This window comes from Methylotuvimicrobium sp., assembly GCF_050611805.1.
Classification (GTDB): Bacteria; Pseudomonadota; Gammaproteobacteria; order Methylococcales; family Methylomonadaceae; genus Methylotuvimicrobium.
Genome location: NZ_JBNGHF010000027.1, coordinates 46,780 through 62,212, shown reverse-complemented (window position 1 = coordinate 62,212; position 15,433 = coordinate 46,780). Strand labels below are relative to the sequence as shown.

Below are 15,433 nucleotides of genomic sequence, written 5' to 3'. Positions count from 1 at the left end.
AGCGACACAAAGCCTTATTTAGGTTTCAAACAAACTAAATCTTATAGTTAACCAGAAAAAGAATATTTTAACTATTTGATTTTCTATAGTGTTTTAATGCGTTTATCCTGGGGGGCTCGATTGACAGGTGTCGGCGGCAGGAATAGCAGCCGTCAAGCTTACATGGATGTATTCACGGCGTCCTTTGAAGGGCCACCCTGGTACCGAATTTTGATCTGCGATGAGCATAACCTAATTAGGGCTATTGTCCTTTTTCGATTTTCTTCATTAATTTTGCATATTGGCTTTTCCATTTAAACGAACTAATACCGGAAACCAATACGCCAATGATAATACCCGCCAGCAGCTCTAACGTTAAAGCCAAAGTGAGCGGCATCGAAATAGTAAAGAAATAAAAATTAATTTGAACTGAATGAAAATTCAGAATGGAAAAGATCAACGCAACAATGAAAATACTGATGAAAATAACGATCGAAAGAAATTTCATTATTGTCCAATTGTTACGTTGACTGGGGGGATGTAACTATCATTGCCTGCTTTATTAAACACTGGTAAGCAAATTAACGAAACGGCAATTAATCCGTTATTTTGCAATTTTCACGAGACATATCGACTCTGTCTCGAAGCTCCTTACCAGGCTTAAAGTGCGGTACATATTTTTTGGGTAAGGCAACCGATTCGCCGGTTTTTGGATTACGCCCCATTCTAGCTTCGCGCTCACGTAACGAAAAACTGCCAAACCCTCTGATTTCTATTCTTTCATTGGAAGACAACGACTGACTCATCTGTTCGATGATGCATTTGACCGCCAACTCGACATCTTTTAAAGCGAGATGCGGTTGATGTTTTGCGAGTGCTTCTATTAATTCCGATTTTGTCACATTCTATCCTGCGAAAATGAATAAAATCAAAAGGGTGCGCACTAATGTAATACGCACCCGTCTGCATGACTTTACTTTTCCATTTGCTTGAAGATATCGCCCAAGGTAGGCGTACCCGCAGGCTGTTGAGTATAGTCTTTGAGCGCTTCGGATTCTTCATCCTGATCCTTTGCCTTAATTGACAAGGAAATCGATTTGCTCTTTTTATCGACACCGATAAATTTCGCTTCGATTTGCTCACCTTCTTTCAGTAAAGTCCGAGCATCTTCAACGCGATCTCGTTGAATCTCGGAAGCACGCAGATAACCTTCAACATTATCGGCTAATGTGATAACGGCGCCCTTCGCATCGACTTCTTTAATCGTTCCGTTAACCAGGCTGCCTTTTTCATGCAGTGCCAAGTAGTTTTGGAACGGGTCTTGCTCAAGCTGCTTAATACCCAGTGAAATACGTTCACGCTCGGCGTCGACCGCCAAAATAACAGTTTCTACCTCATCACCTTTCTTGTAATCGCGAGCGACTGCTTCAGTATCGTCGGTCCAAGAAATATCGGACATATGGACCAAACCGTCAATGCCCCCATCCAATCCGATGAAAATACCGAAATCGGTGATCGATTTGATTTTGCCGGAGATTTTGTCGCCTTTGTTATGAGTCGCGGCAAACTCATCCCATGGATTAGTTTGGCATTGCTTCATACCCAACGAAATGCGGCGACGCTCTTCGTCGATTTCCAATACCATGACTTCAACTTCATCGCCCAATTGCACGACTTTGGAAGGATTGACGTTTTTGTTGGTCCAATCCATTTCGGAAACATGCACCAAACCTTCAACGCCTTCTTCGATTTCGATGAAGCAGCCGTAATCGGTCAGGTTGTTGACTTTACCGAATACGCGTGTACCGGCCGGGTAGCGGCGAGCAATATTTTGCCATGGATCTTCACCCAATTGTTTCATGCCTAACGAAACGCGGTTTTTCTCTTTATCGAATTTCAGAACCTTGACTTTGACCTCTTGGCCTATTTCGACACACTCGGAAGGATGACGAACACGACGCCACGCCATATCGGTGATATGCAACAAACCATCAATGCCGCCCAGATCGATAAATGCACCGTAATCGGTCAAGTTTTTGACGATACCGGTAACTTCGGCGCCGTCATGCAAGGACTTGAGTAGTTCTTCTCTTTCTTCGCTGTATTCTTTTTCGACGACTGCACGACGCGACAATACGACATTGTTGCGTTTTTGGTCGATTTTAATAACCTTGAATTCCAGGTCGCGATTTTCTAGAAAAGTTGTATCCCTAATAGGACGAACATCAACTAATGAGCCTGGCAGGAATGCTCTCAACGCGCCTACGGAAACAGTAAAGCCGCCGCGAACCTTGCCGGTAATGCGACCGGTAATGGTTTCTTCATTCTCAAAGGCCTGTTCCAGTTCGATCCAAGCTTTGTTTTTCTTGGCTTTATCGCGGGAAAGAAGAGTGGCACCCAGGCCGTCTTCAAATAAATCGAGAGCGACTTCGATTTCATCGCCGACTTCGACTTCCAAATCGCCATCGGCATTCAAAAACTGCCATTTAGGGATCACACCCTCTGATTTGGCTTGGGTACTGACGATCACGAATTCATTTTCGATATCGACAACGGTACCCATTAACATTGCACCAGGACGCATTTCCGTCTTGGCTAAACTTTCTTCAAATAATTCAGCAAAGCTTTCGCTCATTGTTCTTCTTTCCCAAGCTTGTTGTACATAGGCACAAGCTTCATGTAAGTTATCAAGGTTAAAAAAAAAGCCGCTTAATACTGCTTGCGGCGTATGTAAATACTACTCAGCGAATCAAATTTACTATCTGCTCAATGACTGCCTCGATGGACATATCGGAAGAATCGATAAAAACAGCATCATCAGCCTGCATCAACGGCGCGGCTTTGCGCTGTTGATCGCGGAGATCACGCTCTTCAATCTCTTGAGTAATAGACGAAAGATTAGCATCAATTCCTTTTTCTTTCAACTGTTTATATCGGCGCATTGCTCTTTCTCCAGCACTAGCCGTTAAAAACACCTTATTTTGAGCATCAGGAAATACGACGGTCCCCATGTCCCGACCGTCTGCAACTAAGCCGGGCGGCTTTCTAAAATCCTTTTGTTTTTGCAGCAGAATTTTTCTAACTTCAGGCAAAGCAGCAACCACCGAAGCTGCATTGCCTGTACTTTCAAGACCCAATTGACCGGTTATATCCTTACCATCAAGCTTAACGGTTAATTCGTCGGCACATTCGAATTCCAATACCATCGCTTTGGCAACTTCCGCAACGACCGCCTCGTCGCTCAAGTCAGCTCCTGCCGCAATGGCAGCAATAGCCAATGATCGATAGATCGAACCGCTGTCTAAATAGTGCCAGCCCAGTTTTCTCGCAATTGCTCGACTGACCGTGCCTTTACCGGCGCCGGACGGACCGTCGATTGTCAATACTGGAACCGACATCAGCCTTGCTCGGACTGCAATTTTAAACCCAGAGACGGAGCGATCTCTATAAACTCCGGAAAGGATGTATTGACGTTTTCGCAATCGTTGATGACGATTTTTCCGCCAGCCCTGAGCCCGGCAATCGAAAAAGCCATCGCGATACGATGGTCGCCATGCGACTCGACCGAACCCGAACCGATTTTTCCGCCTTGAATGATCATTCCGTCCGGCGTCGGCTGCGCATCGATGCCGAGAATTTGCAAACCGTCGGCCATGACTTGAATTCGGTCGGATTCTTTGACTCTGAGCTCTTCGGCGCCTGTCAAGCGGGTTTGTCCTTCGGCGCAAGCCGCAGCGACAAACAACACCGGAAATTCATCGATCGCAAGCGGAACCAATTCCTCAGGAATATCGATGCCTTTCAATGGCGCCGATTTAACATGCAGATCGGCTACCGGTTCTCCACCGACGATACGCTCGTTCAATATTTCGATATCGGCACCCATCAGTCGCAGAATATCAATCACACCGGTACGGGTAGGATTGATACCCACATGATTCAGCACGATATCAGAGCCTGGCGCAATGGATGCTCCGACCAAAAAAAACGCCGCCGAAGAAATATCGCTGGGTACATCAATATCGGCCGCCGTAAGTCTGCCTTCGGCAGTAATCGTCACCTTGGCCCCTTCCTTTTCGACCGGATACGAAAAACCGTTCAGCATCCGTTCGGTATGATCGCGTGTCGGCGCCGGCTCGGTAACGCGGGTCGCCCCTTCTGCATACATTCCTGCCAATAACAAACATGACTTGACTTGAGCACTAGCCATTGGCATTTGATAATCGATACCTTTAAGTTTGCCGTCTTGCCCTATAATATGCAGCGGCGCCGTGCCCTTTTCCGTCGTTTCAATTACAGCCCCCATTTGCGCCAACGGATCGGTAACCCGTTTCATCGGCCTCCCGGACAAGGATTTGTCGCCGGTCAATACCGAGTCGAAAGCCTGCCCCGCCAACAACCCGGACAGTAAGCGCATCGATGTACCCGAGTTACCTAGATACAATGGTTTTTGCGGCGCCTTCAAACCGTGTTTGCCGACCCCATGAATCGTCAATTCGCCATTTTTCGGCCCTTCGATAACGACACCCATGTCTTTAAATGCCTGCAACGTCGCCAATGCGTCTTCGGCTTCGAGAAAGCCTTTGACATGCGTGACACCATCGGCCAGGGAACCGAGCATGATAGAACGGTGAGAAATCGACTTGTCGCCAGGGACCCTTGCCTGCCCATTTAATGAACCGCCGGGCTGTACAGTAAAAGTTATCGTTTTAGCCATTTTAATTTGTCAATTGATCGAGAAAACGCTGCCGGGCTTGACCCGCGTATGTGAAGGTTTGAAAAATCTTCTGACTATCGTCATTTTCGAGAGCCAGCTCCATCTTATCCAGTTCTTGCTTTAGCTGTTGAATCAGCGGTATTAATTTTTGCTTATTGGCCAAACAAATATCCAACCACATGGTCGGATCGCTTGAAGCGATGCGCGTAAAATCCTTAAAACCACCGGCTGCGTATTTAAATATTTCGACTTGCTCGTCCTTACGCCCGAGTAGATCGACCAGCACAAAAGCCAGTAAATGCGGCAAATGACTAGTCGCGGCTAGCACCGCATCATGATGATCGACTTCCATGATCGACACGATCGCACCCAAGCGATGCCAAAACTGCTGCATTGTTGCCGTAGCCTTGGGATCGGTTTGCTCAACCGGCGTGATAATCAGTCGTTTATCGTCGAATAAACCGTTCACCGAAGCCGTTACACCGCTTTGTTCGGCTCCGGCAATCGGATGGGCCGGAACAAAATTACACGGCAGGTAACCGAATACTCGCCTAGCGGCATCGACGACATTGCCCTTGGTACTGCCGACATCGGAATAAACGGCTTGCTCGGACCAATAAGGCTGCAACTCGCAAAGTACCTTTTCGATCGCGCCAACCGGCGTCGCAATGATGACGCAATCGGCATCCTTCACGGCTGCTTCAAGGTTTATAAAATACTCATCGATGACACCCAGTCGTCGAGCTTCTTGCAGATTATCGATATCTATTTCACGACCGTACGCGACGATGGCCTTACATAAGTCGCGATCGCGTGCAGCGCGAGCTATCGAGCCGCCGATCAGCCCGACGCCAATTAGACATAGCTTTTTAAACATCGGCAAGCGCAGCCTGTAACGCCTCGAGACAACGGCTATTTTCGGCGGGCGTACCGATACTAATGCGCAAATAGTCGGGCATTTCATAATTCGCGACCGGTCTTACGATGACGCCTTTTTGCAACAAAGCCTGATAAACACCCTCTCCCGAGCGTTTGACATCGACCGATACAAAATTGCCGGCCGACGGAATCCATTCCAGTCCGAGCTGACGGAATCCATCGATTAACTGCTGCATGCCATCGTTGTTGATCGCTATCGTACGTTGCAAATGTTCATGATCTGCAAGAGCCGCTTCAGCCGCCGCCAATGCGAGCATATTATTATTGAAGGGCTGGCGTACTCGATTCAGAAAATCGGCAATCCCCGGATTGGAAAAACTGTATCCGACACGCAAGCCCGCCAATCCGTAGGCCTTGGAAAATGTCCGGGTCACGATCAAATTGGGATGGTCAACCAACCAGGCGATTGAATCGGCACGACTTTTCGGGTCGATGAATTCGTAATAAGCTTCGTCCAAGACGCAAAGCACATGACTCGGCAATGCCGCAATAAATCGGCGCAGCTCATCGGACGCCAACAGGGTGCCGGTCGGATTATTCGGATTCGCAATAAAAACAAGCCGGGTTTTATCATTGACAGCCGCCAACATCGCATCGAGATCATGGCCGTATGCGCGCGCCGGAATAACGACTCCGGTAGCACCGACGGCCTGCGTCACAATCGGATAAACCGCGAATGCGTGCTGAGAAAAAATCACTTCATGAGCCGGCGTTAAAAAAGCTCTGGCCAGTAACTCCAGAATTTCATTTGAACCGTTACCCAATGTAATTTGCGACATTTCGACACTAAATTTTTCGGCTAACGCGCGTTTCAACTTGAAACCGTTACCATCGGGGTAACGCGCCAAATCCGGCAAGCTCGCATGAATCGCCGCCAAAGCCATTGGACTCGGCCCTAGCGGGTTTTCATTCGATGCCAATTTAACGATATCGCTCAGACCTAATTCGCGTTCGAGCTCTTCGATCGGTTTACCGGGCGTATAAGGTACAAGTCGCTGCACGCCAGGCGTGGCCAAGGAATAAAAATTATCTGTGATGTTCATTAATAAATATGATTTTAACGTTATCGGCACACGGATGACGCTGATTATCAAGAAGCCTCGACGTTCCGGCGTTCAGGCAGTTTACGTGTTTCATTTTCTATAGAACCGCCTTCGGGTACGATCCTAATATATTCAACATACTGACTCGGGCGCCCAGCATTTTTAACGCCGCCGCGACATTTTCGTCCTCGGCATGACCCTCGATGTCAATAAAGAACACATAATCCCACAGACCTTGACGCGACGGCCTCGACTCAATATGCATCATGCCGATACCGTGATGCGCGAACGGCTCCAAGACTCGATAAAGCGCCCCCGGCTGATTGCCGGTCGACACCAACAGCGAGGTTTTATCCTTACCGGTCGGCCCTGAAATCTGGCGACCGATAATGATGAATCGAGTGGTATTATTCGACTCGTCCTCAATGTTGCATTCGATGACCGAGAGCCCGTAAAGTTCGGCAGCAAATTTTCCGGCTATCGCCGCCTTATCTTTCGAACCGGCAGCCAAGCGAGCCGCCTCGCCGTTACTGTTGACAGCGGTGCGTTTCGCATCGGGCAAGTGCAGATCCAACCATTGACGGCACTGCGCCAAGGATTGCTGGTGCGAAAAAACTTCCGCGATATCCGCAAGACTCCCGGTATTGCCAATGAGATTATGATGAACCCGTAACTCAACCTCGCCGCAAATCTTCAGCGGCGAACTCACGAATCGATCCAAGGTATGATTGACCACTCCTTCTGTCGAATTTTCGACCGGTACTACTCCGAACTGACAATGCTCGTTTTCGACCGCATTGAATATTTCCGCGATCGTCGTAGCAGGCACCGCATTGACCGCATGCCCGAAATGCTTAATCGTTGCCTGTTGTGTAAAAGTGCCTTCCGGCCCCAAGAATGCGACATCCAATGGCTTTTCAAGCGCCAAACAAGCCGACATCAACTCTCTAAAAAAACGCATCGCGGTTTCATCGGCAAGCGGACCTTGATTGATTGCCTTAACCCGTCTTAATACCAATGACTCCCTATCCGGCCGGTAAAAACATCCCGACTCGCCTTCCGCCATCTTGGTTTTAGCCACTTCGATGGCACAAGACGCGCGTTGATTGATCAACTGCAGAATCTGTTCGTCGATCGCATCGATTCGCGCCCTTAAATCGGCAAGAGGAGTAATTGAAGTCATGTTGCGATACTCAGGCTCGGGTTCTTTCGAATTCGGCCATGAATTCAATTAAAGCTTTTACGCCTTCCTCAGGCATTGCATTATAAATGCTCGCACGCATACCGCCTACGGAACGATGCCCTTTTAATTCGGCGAAGCCATTGGCTTCGGCTTGGGTTAAAAACTCTTTATCGAGCGATGCATCGGATAAAATGAAAGGCACGTTCATTCGCGAGCGAAATTCGGTTTGCACCGGATTGCTATATAACGAAGAACGATCGATTGCGCCGTACAAACTTGCCGCTTTTCTGATATTGACGGCTTCTATCGCCTCGACGCCACCAGCCGATTTGAGCCATTTCAACACCAAACCGACCAAATACCAATTGTAAGTCGCCGGCGTATTCAGCATCGATTGATTCTTGGCCTGTACCGCGTAATTGAATACATCGGGCAAGCGGGAGTCGGCCTCACCGATCAAATCATCGCGCACGATTACGACAGTAACTCCGGCAGGCCCCATATTTTTCTGGGTTCCGGCATAGATCAAGCCGAATTGGCTTACGTCGACTTTGCGCGACAAAATATTCGACGACATATCAGCCACCAACGGTAATCCTTGCGCATCCGGGATAAACGGAAATTCAACGCCATGTATCGTTTCGTTGGAGGTGTAGTGCAAATACGCCGCATCAGGTTCGATTTGCCACTCGGCAACAGCAGGAACCGTTGTAAATTTTTCCGACTCCGAACTAGCCGAGACGACGACCTCGCAGAACCGTCCGCCATCCTTGATCGCTTTCTCGGACCAAGCCCCGGTATTGATATAGCAAGCCTTGGTCTTACCGCGCAATAGATTCAGAGGAATGAACGAAAATTGCCCGGTCGCGCCGCCTTGTAGAAACAAGACCTTATAATTATCGGGAATCGCCATCAATTCGCGCAAATCGACTTCCAATTGTTCGGCAATATTCGAAAAATGCTTGCCTCGATGACTCATTTCCATCACCGACATGCCGCTAGACTGCCATTCAAGCATTTCATCGCGCGCCTGCCGAAGCACCGCCTCGGGTAATGCCGATGGTCCAGCGCTGAAATTATATATTCTGGCCATTATTCTTGTTCTCCCGAGTCCTGTTCTATCTCTGTTTCATTATCGACTTCCCCACCTAATTCGGACTCCGCGTCCATTACTGCGTCCTCGTCTTCGGCCAAACCTTCTATTCGATCGACTCCAACCACTTTTTCGTTTTTGTCGAGACGAATAACCGTAACGCCTTGCGTATTCCGGCCGACGATCGATATTTCATCGACGCGGGTCCTAACCAAGGTACCGCCGTTCGTAATCAGCATGATTTCATCGCGCTCGGACACCAATACCGCCCCGACGACATTACCGTTACGCTCGGATGTTTGTATCGAAATCACGCCCTGCCCGCCTCGGCCTTTGCGTACGAATTCTTTCAAATGAGTCCGTTTACCGTAGCCGTTTTCGGTGATCGTCAATACGGTGCCTTCAGCCGATACGATCAGCGAAATGACTTTTTGTCCCGGCTGCAGTCTAATGCCGCGCACACCCGCCGCAGTCCGGCCCATTGAGCGGACGTCCTCTTCGTTGAAACAAACCGCCTTGCCGTCGGTCGAGAATAGTAAAATATTTTGCTGACCGTCGGTCACGGCCACACCGACCAAAGCATCTTCTTCGCGCAAATCGATCGCGATTTTACCGTTGGTGCGCTGACGCTCGAATTCGGGGAGCGGCGTTTTTTTAACGGTGCCGTTCGCGGTTGCCATAAAGATGAACTTATCGGCACTGAATTCTCTTACCGGCAGCAAGGCGTTAATATTTTCCCCGGCTTCCAGCGGCAGTAAATTGACGAAAGGCTTGCCTCGCGAGGCGCGACTCGCGACCGGCAATTGATAAACCTTGAGCCAATAGACCTTACCTAGCGACGAGAAACAGAGAATCGTATCGTGCGTATTCGCAACGATCAATTTGTCGATAAAGTCGGTTTCTTTCGTTGCCGTCGCCGATTTGCCGCGACCGCCTCGCCGTTGCGCCTTATAGTCGTCAAGCGGCTGTGCTTTGACATAACCTTCGTGCGATACGGTCACGACCATATCTTCCTCGGTAATCAAATCCTCGTCGGTCAGATCAAGATGATCCTGCAAAATCTCGGTACGCCGTTCGTCGCCGTATTCCGCTTTAATCGCTTCAAGCTCTTCCTTGATAACCTCCATCAACCGAACATCGCTACCTAGAATTTCCAGGTACTCGTCGATGAGTTTAAGCAAGTCTCTATATTCATTGACGATTTTTTCCTGTTCGAGACCGGTCAGACGATGCAAGCGCAAATCTAAAATCGCGCTTGCTTGCGTTTCGGATAATCGGTAGTACCCATCGACCAAGCCGAATTCGGGCGTTAAATCTTCGGGCCTAGACCGGTCGGCATCGGCACGATCGAGCAAGGCATTGACCAAGCCGGCTTCCCAAGTCCTGGACAAGAGTCCGGCCTTCGCTTCCGCCGAATCTTTAGCCGATTTAATCAATGCGATCATTTCGTCAATATTGGCCAAAGCGATCGCCAAGCCTTCCAATATATGAGCCCTATCCCGCGCCTTGCGTAAATTATAAACCGTTCTGCGCGTAACGATTTCCCGGCGGTGATCGATAAAGGCCGTGAGAATCTCTTTTAGATTCATGCAATGAGGACGGCCGCCTAAAAGCGCAACCATATTGATACCGAATACCGTCTGCATTTGCGTTTGCTTGTACAGATTATTCAGTATCACTTCGGGAACTTCGCCGCGCCGAAGCTCGATAACCATACGCATACCATCCTTGTCGGATTCGTCGCGCAGACCGGAGATCCCCTCCAGCTTGGCTTCCTTGACCATTTCGGCAATTTTTTCCAACAGCCTGGCCTTATTGACCTGATACGGCAACTCGGTCGTAATGATCGCATAACGGCCGCTCTCGCCGATTTCCTCGAAATGACAGCGAGCGCGTAAATAGACCTTGCCTCGACCCGTGGCATAGGCGCTACGAATCCCGGCCGCTCCATTGATCGTTGCCGCCGTCGGAAAATCGGGCCCCGGAATAAATTGCATCAACTCGCTAATCGTAATTTCGGGATTCTCGATTTGTGCAAGACAGGCACTGACGACTTCGGTTAGGTTATGCGGGGGGATATTGGTTGCCATGCCGACCGCGATACCGGACGACCCGTTGATTAGAAGCGTCGGCACCCGAGTTGGCAAGACTTTGGGTTCGGATTCGGATTCGTCGTAATTCGCTATGAAATCGACGGTTTCTTTATCGATATCGGCCAATAATTCATGCGCAATCTTGGCCATGCGAACTTCGGTGTACCTCATCGCCGCCGGAGAATCACCGTCGACCGACCCGAAATTGCCTTGCCCGTCAATCAGCATGTAACGCAGTGAAAAAGGCTGCGCCATCCTAACGATCGTGTCGTAAACCGCGGTATCGCCATGAGGGTGATATTTACCGATAACGTCACCGACTACACGCGCTGATTTTTTATAAGCTTTGTTCCAATCATTGCCGAGTTCGCTCATTGCATAGAGAACGCGGCGATGTACCGGCTTCAAGCCGTCCCGCACATCGGGTAGTGCTCGACCGACTATCACGCTCATTGCATAGTCGAGATAGGACTGCCTCATCTCGTCTTCGAGATTGACAGGAATAATTTCTTTAGCGAAGTCCGACATTGATCCGTTTTTTACAAAAATAAAGCCCGTTACCTAAATCGGCAAGCGGTTTCCTTCAATGAGATAATTCCGAAAAGACTTATAAAAAATCCTTACATCCAATGGAATTACGCGAGATACCAAAACCGGGTGATTATAACAAAATGTCGAACGAGAGTCGAAGAGCTTACGACTTTATCAAAGCTTCTCAAATGGGGCTAGCGCAAGAGCTGCAAAACGCAGCCTCGACCAACAACACAAACGCCATTTTTGACACAAAAGCATCATAGACCTGCCATCTATGTCACTTTTTTTTACAAAAGTTTAATATGCTTTTAACAACATATTACTAAATCATTGAAAATACTTATTTTGATTAGATAGGCCTTGATATTGCTTCATTTATTATGAAACAACATTGATCAGAGGTGAAGACAATGGAAAATCAAACTATAGAAATCACAAGCCAAGCACAGTCCGCATTCATCGAAATGCTAAGCGCTGAATTTATTGCGCAAACCGGAGTTGGCGTTTATGCCTATCTGACACCGCTTGCGATCAACAGCTTATTCAGACAATATTTACAACACAGAGAGCCGCTAAGGACATTCACAAAGCAATATGTGAAAACCGTTTTGGTTTAATTGCAACCAAAAACAGGAAACGAAGAACGCTAAAATCGGTTTTCTGGATTTCTTAGACATGGATTTGCAAATAACGCAAATCCCATGTCTAACGGATTTTAAATAACTTTGGAAAACTGTTTTTTTTCAGTAAGATAGCGATCAAATACCATACAGATATTGCGAATAAGCAAACGTCCGGCAGGTCGCACTAAAATTTGGTCGGTATCGATCGTCAAAAGTCCATCTTCGGCCATTTTCTGCAACTTAATCAATTCCTGCTCGAAGTATGTCTTGAAATCGATGGAGAACTCGCGTTCCAGCTCTATGAATTCAAGCTCGAAATGACAGATTAACCCGCTAATGACCGCTCGCCTCAGCTTATCGTCGCGGCTCAATTCAAACCCTTTGAAAACCGGCAAACGTCCCTGCTCTATCGTTCGCCGATAAGTGTCAAGATCTTTTACATTTTGAATGTAGGCATCGCCCACCCGGCCGATTGAAGTAACACCCAAACCAATCAAATCGCATTCGGAATGCGTTGAATAGCCCTGAAAATTTCGGTACAGCTTTCCTTCACGCTGAGCAACCGCTAATTCATCATTCGGTTTCGCGAAATGATCCATGCCGATATAAACATAACCTGCTTCGGTCAAACGCTGAATCACCATTTGCAAAATCGCCAACTTGACCTCCGGATTCGGTATGTCGGCATCATCGATCTGGCGCTGAGTTTTGAAACGTTGCGGCAAATGCGCGTAATTAAAGACCGAAAACCGCTCGGGCGAGACTTGAAGAATCTTTTCCAATGTTCGCGAAAACGACTCGACGGTTTGTAGCGGCAGCCCGTAAATCAAATCGATACTAGTCGAACGAAAACCTTCGTTGCGCGCCGCCTCCAATACCGCAAAAGTTTCCTGTTCGGTTTGAATGCGATTGACCGCTTTTTGCACATCGGGTTCGAAATCCTGCAAACCCAAGCTAATCCGGTTAAAACCCAATTCCCGCAGTACGGCTATTGTCCGATCGTCGGTTTCCCTAGGATCGACTTCGATAGAGTACTGCCCTTCGTCATCCTCGCGCAGATTGAAATGCCGACGAGTCGACACCATCAAATGGCGCATTTGGCTCTCACTTAAGAAAGTCGGCGTTCCGCCGCCCCAATGCAATTGATCGACGACACGGCCTCGATCGAACAAAGCGCCCTGCATTTCGATTTCGCGGCAAAGATCGTTCAAATACGGCTCGGCATGCGCGCGATTTTTGGTCACGATCTTATTGCACGCGCAGTAGTAACAGACCGTATCGCAAAACGGAATGTGGAAATAAAGGGATAACGGCCCTCCAAGCCTATTCGATTGCTCGATATGGCGTAAATAATCCGCTTCGCCGAAATTCTCGTGTAATTCCAACGCGGTCGGATAAGACGTATATCGAGGCCCGGCCTGATCGTAACGATGAATGAGATCGAGATCGAATGTTAAGGACTGGTCCATTATTGAACCTTTTGATCGATCGTTATAGTAACGCCCTCTGTTTCAGCCGGTGCAACGCTCTCCACGATCCCGATCCAATCGCCTGGACGAGATTCTGCCTGGCCCGATATCGAAATCCGGGCACTAATTTTAACGCGATCGAAGTTAGATAACTTCATCGCCGGCATCATCGCCTGCTCGTCGCTCAACACAACTGTTACCGGTAAATCGGCCACTTGTTTCTTAACGATCGCCAATGGCATCGGGGGACCCTGTAATGCCTGAGCATAAATAAATAGGGTATCGGTGGCGGAGACAGCGCCTTGCAATTCGTCGGAGATTGCTACATTGACTTTCAGACCTTTAGCGACGGCTGCCGGCTGCTGCTCTGGGGGCGCCGTACCTAGCCTCTCCATGACTTGTGCAATCAAACCCTGCACTTCTCGGTGTGGTTCGGAACCCTTCGGTAATTGCGCAGCTAATTTTTGCCAATGCCGCAGGGCTTCGTCATATTTACCCGCTTCCGCTTTAGCCATGCCCGACAACCACAATGCCGTCGAGTCATCCGGCGCCAATTCAAGCGCCTTCGCAACCAATTCCGTCGGTTTCCCGGATAATCGACCGTCATTGGTCATCGCCAACGCATCGGCGTACTGAAGCAGCACATCAGCCTTGTCGCCCAATAGTCGATAAGCCTCCGAAAAGGCTTGAGCCGATTCGGCATAGCGGTTCATATATTTGTAAGAACGCCCAAGCATCAACCAGCCTTCCGCATCATCCGGTTGGCTTTGCAAACGCTGAGCCAATCCAGAAACCATCGCATTGATTTCATCGATCTGCTGCGCGGTTCTGTCCGCTTCCGGCAACAACGAATCAGCGTTACCTAAAGCGCGGTACAAAGTCACCGAAACCAACGGAATAACGATCAATGCCAAAACGATCAACCACCGACCGGAAGATTCCGATTGCCGCGAAGCCGACTCTGTTTGCAAATCATCGACCAGCACCGATTGTAATTCTTGATATAAGTCTTCGTATTCATCCGCCGTAATCGTTCCGGACGAGCGCTGTTCTTTTAAATCCAGCAGACGCTGCTTAGCGATATCGACATTGAAACGCTCAGTTTCGATGTCTATTGAGCCCGGTCGACGCCATAGCGGCGGCAATAGAAACGCAAACGCTATCGCGATCAAAACGCTTGCGGTCAGCCAAAATTCTGTTGTCACCGGTCATCTCCTTGTTCCAATAAGCGACGAATTTCTTCCGATTGTGCGGAATCATGCGTAGACTCGGAATGAGTCGCCAAACGTTTTTTACGCACGACAGTCCAAGCAACCAATAAACCGATCACTAAGAACAATAACGGTGCCAACCATAATAAACTGGTCTTAGCCTTCATCGGAGGATTGTACAATACGAAATCGCCATAACGCTGAGTCATAAAATCGACAACCTCCTGCCTTGACTTGCCTTGTTGCAGCATTTTGTAGACTTGGGCACGCAAATCCTTCGCCAAATCGGCGTTCGAATCTGCAATAGTCTGGTTTTGACAAACTAGACAACGTAACTCGGAAATCAGCGAGTTGTAAACGCGCTCCTGCTCAGGAGTATCGAAATTCTTGACCTCGACGGCCGCAGCAATGGCCTCAACGCCCCACAATAAAAAGAAGGCTAAAAATATAATACGCATAATGGCAATGAATAATTAGTAATATGCATGAATAAGCTGACGCCTCCCCCTTCGAGAGAGGTTTAGATCAAAGAAATACAATTCATTGAAA

Annotated in this window: 13 protein-coding genes and 1 pseudogene; 1 reads left to right on the top strand and 13 read right to left on the bottom strand. The window is 48.4% G+C overall.

Annotated features, from left to right (window positions below):
- Window positions 1-241 precede the first annotated feature (241 nt).
- The 10 genes and pseudogenes from ACRJJO_RS13845 to gyrA form a co-directional block, all read right to left on the bottom strand.
- A complete protein-coding gene (locus tag ACRJJO_RS13845) occupies window positions 242-487 on the bottom strand; it encodes a lipopolysaccharide assembly protein LapA domain-containing protein (RefSeq protein WP_014148945.1) in 246 nt (81 codons plus the stop codon).
- A gap of 88 nt (window positions 488-575) precedes the next feature.
- On the bottom strand, window positions 576-881 hold the full coding sequence (locus ACRJJO_RS13840; protein ID WP_014148946.1) for an integration host factor subunit beta: 306 nt from the start codon (window positions 879-881) through the stop codon (window positions 576-578).
- A 71-nt stretch (window positions 882-952) separates the two neighbouring features.
- Window positions 953-2,620: pseudogene (gene rpsA / locus ACRJJO_RS13835) on the bottom strand (30S ribosomal protein S1); the annotation flags it as partial.
- A 100-nt stretch (window positions 2,621-2,720) separates the two neighbouring features.
- Window positions 2,721-3,377: a (d)CMP kinase gene (cmk, locus tag ACRJJO_RS13830; RefSeq protein WP_431066280.1), complete on the bottom strand. Its 657-nt coding sequence runs from the start codon at window positions 3,375-3,377 to the stop codon at window positions 2,721-2,723.
- Complete coding sequence (aroA, locus tag ACRJJO_RS13825) at window positions 3,377-4,696, bottom strand: 3-phosphoshikimate 1-carboxyvinyltransferase (RefSeq protein WP_431066279.1); 1,320 nt, start codon at window positions 4,694-4,696, stop codon at window positions 3,377-3,379. Before aroA ends, cmk begins: the two co-directional genes overlap by 1 nt.
- A 1-nt stretch (window position 4,697) precedes the next feature.
- The gene (locus tag ACRJJO_RS13820) at window positions 4,698-5,573 is read right to left on the bottom strand and encodes a prephenate dehydrogenase (RefSeq protein ID WP_431066278.1); all 876 of its coding nucleotides are present in this window, start codon (window positions 5,571-5,573) and stop codon (window positions 4,698-4,700) included.
- On the bottom strand, window positions 5,566-6,678 hold the full coding sequence (hisC, locus tag ACRJJO_RS13815) for a histidinol-phosphate transaminase (protein ID WP_431066277.1): 1,113 nt from the start codon (window positions 6,676-6,678) through the stop codon (window positions 5,566-5,568). Before hisC ends, ACRJJO_RS13820 begins: the two co-directional genes overlap by 8 nt.
- Window positions 6,679-6,775: 97 nt before the next feature.
- Window positions 6,776-7,861, bottom strand: coding sequence for a prephenate dehydratase (gene pheA / locus ACRJJO_RS13810; RefSeq protein WP_431066276.1), 1,086 nt, complete (start codon window positions 7,859-7,861; stop codon window positions 6,776-6,778).
- Between the two features lie 10 nt (window positions 7,862-7,871).
- Window positions 7,872-8,954 (bottom strand): 3-phosphoserine/phosphohydroxythreonine transaminase, encoded by a 1,083-nt coding sequence (gene serC / locus ACRJJO_RS13805; protein ID WP_431066275.1) that lies wholly within the window; start codon window positions 8,952-8,954, stop codon window positions 7,872-7,874.
- Window positions 8,954-11,575, bottom strand: coding sequence for a DNA gyrase subunit A (gene gyrA / locus ACRJJO_RS13800; RefSeq protein ID WP_431066274.1), 2,622 nt, complete (start codon window positions 11,573-11,575; stop codon window positions 8,954-8,956). The genes serC and gyrA overlap by 1 nt, the downstream gene beginning before the upstream one ends.
- Window positions 11,576-11,991: 416 nt before the next feature.
- Between gyrA and ACRJJO_RS13795 the strand changes: the two genes are divergently transcribed.
- Window positions 11,992-12,198, top strand: coding sequence for a hypothetical protein (locus ACRJJO_RS13795; RefSeq protein WP_341325566.1), 207 nt, complete (start codon window positions 11,992-11,994; stop codon window positions 12,196-12,198).
- A 98-nt stretch (window positions 12,199-12,296) separates the two neighbouring features.
- On the opposite strand, the gene hemN is transcribed toward ACRJJO_RS13795, so the two are convergent.
- Genes hemN through ACRJJO_RS13780 form a run of 3 tightly spaced genes read right to left on the bottom strand, consistent with a single transcriptional unit; the run spans window position 12,297 to window position 15,342 of the window.
- Window positions 12,297-13,673 carry an oxygen-independent coproporphyrinogen III oxidase gene (gene hemN / locus ACRJJO_RS13790; protein WP_431066273.1) on the bottom strand — a complete coding sequence of 459 codons (1,377 nt, stop codon included), beginning with the start codon at window positions 13,671-13,673 and terminating at the stop codon, window positions 12,297-12,299.
- Window positions 13,673-14,878, bottom strand: a complete 1,206-nt coding sequence (gene ccmI / locus ACRJJO_RS13785) for a c-type cytochrome biogenesis protein CcmI (protein ID WP_431066272.1) — start codon at window positions 14,876-14,878, stop codon at window positions 13,673-13,675. Before ccmI ends, hemN begins: the two co-directional genes overlap by 1 nt.
- Window positions 14,875-15,342, bottom strand: a complete 468-nt coding sequence (locus ACRJJO_RS13780; RefSeq protein ID WP_431066271.1) for a cytochrome c-type biogenesis protein — start codon at window positions 15,340-15,342, stop codon at window positions 14,875-14,877. Before ACRJJO_RS13780 ends, ccmI begins: the two co-directional genes overlap by 4 nt.
- Window positions 15,343-15,433 lie beyond the last annotated feature (91 nt).

Bases quoted from the DNA above. Each gene is read 5' to 3' on its own strand.
- ACRJJO_RS13780 (WP_431066271.1), bottom strand. From the start codon at position 15,342: ATGCGTATTATATTTTTAGCCTTCTTTTTATTGTGGGGCGTTGAGGCC.
- ACRJJO_RS13820 (WP_431066278.1), bottom strand. From the start codon at position 5,573: ATGTTTAAAAAGCTATGTCTAATTGGCGTCGGGCTGATCGGCGGCTCG.
- hemN (WP_431066273.1), bottom strand. From the start codon at position 13,673: ATGGACCAGTCCTTAACATTCGATCTCGATCTCATTCATCGTTACGAT.
- ACRJJO_RS13845 (WP_014148945.1), bottom strand. From the start codon at position 487: ATGAAATTTCTTTCGATCGTTATTTTCATCAGTATTTTCATTGTTGCG.
- hisC (WP_431066277.1), bottom strand. From the start codon at position 6,678: ATGAACATCACAGATAATTTTTATTCCTTGGCCACGCCTGGCGTGCAG.
- serC (WP_431066275.1), bottom strand. From the start codon at position 8,954: ATGGCCAGAATATATAATTTCAGCGCTGGACCATCGGCATTACCCGAG.
- aroA (WP_431066279.1), bottom strand. From the start codon at position 4,696: ATGGCTAAAACGATAACTTTTACTGTACAGCCCGGCGGTTCATTAAAT.
- cmk (WP_431066280.1), bottom strand. From the start codon at position 3,377: ATGTCGGTTCCAGTATTGACAATCGACGGTCCGTCCGGCGCCGGTAAA.
- ACRJJO_RS13795 (WP_341325566.1), top strand. From the start codon at position 11,992: ATGGAAAATCAAACTATAGAAATCACAAGCCAAGCACAGTCCGCATTC.
- gyrA (WP_431066274.1), bottom strand. From the start codon at position 11,575: ATGTCGGACTTCGCTAAAGAAATTATTCCTGTCAATCTCGAAGACGAG.
- pheA (WP_431066276.1), bottom strand. From the start codon at position 7,861: ATGACTTCAATTACTCCTCTTGCCGATTTAAGGGCGCGAATCGATGCG.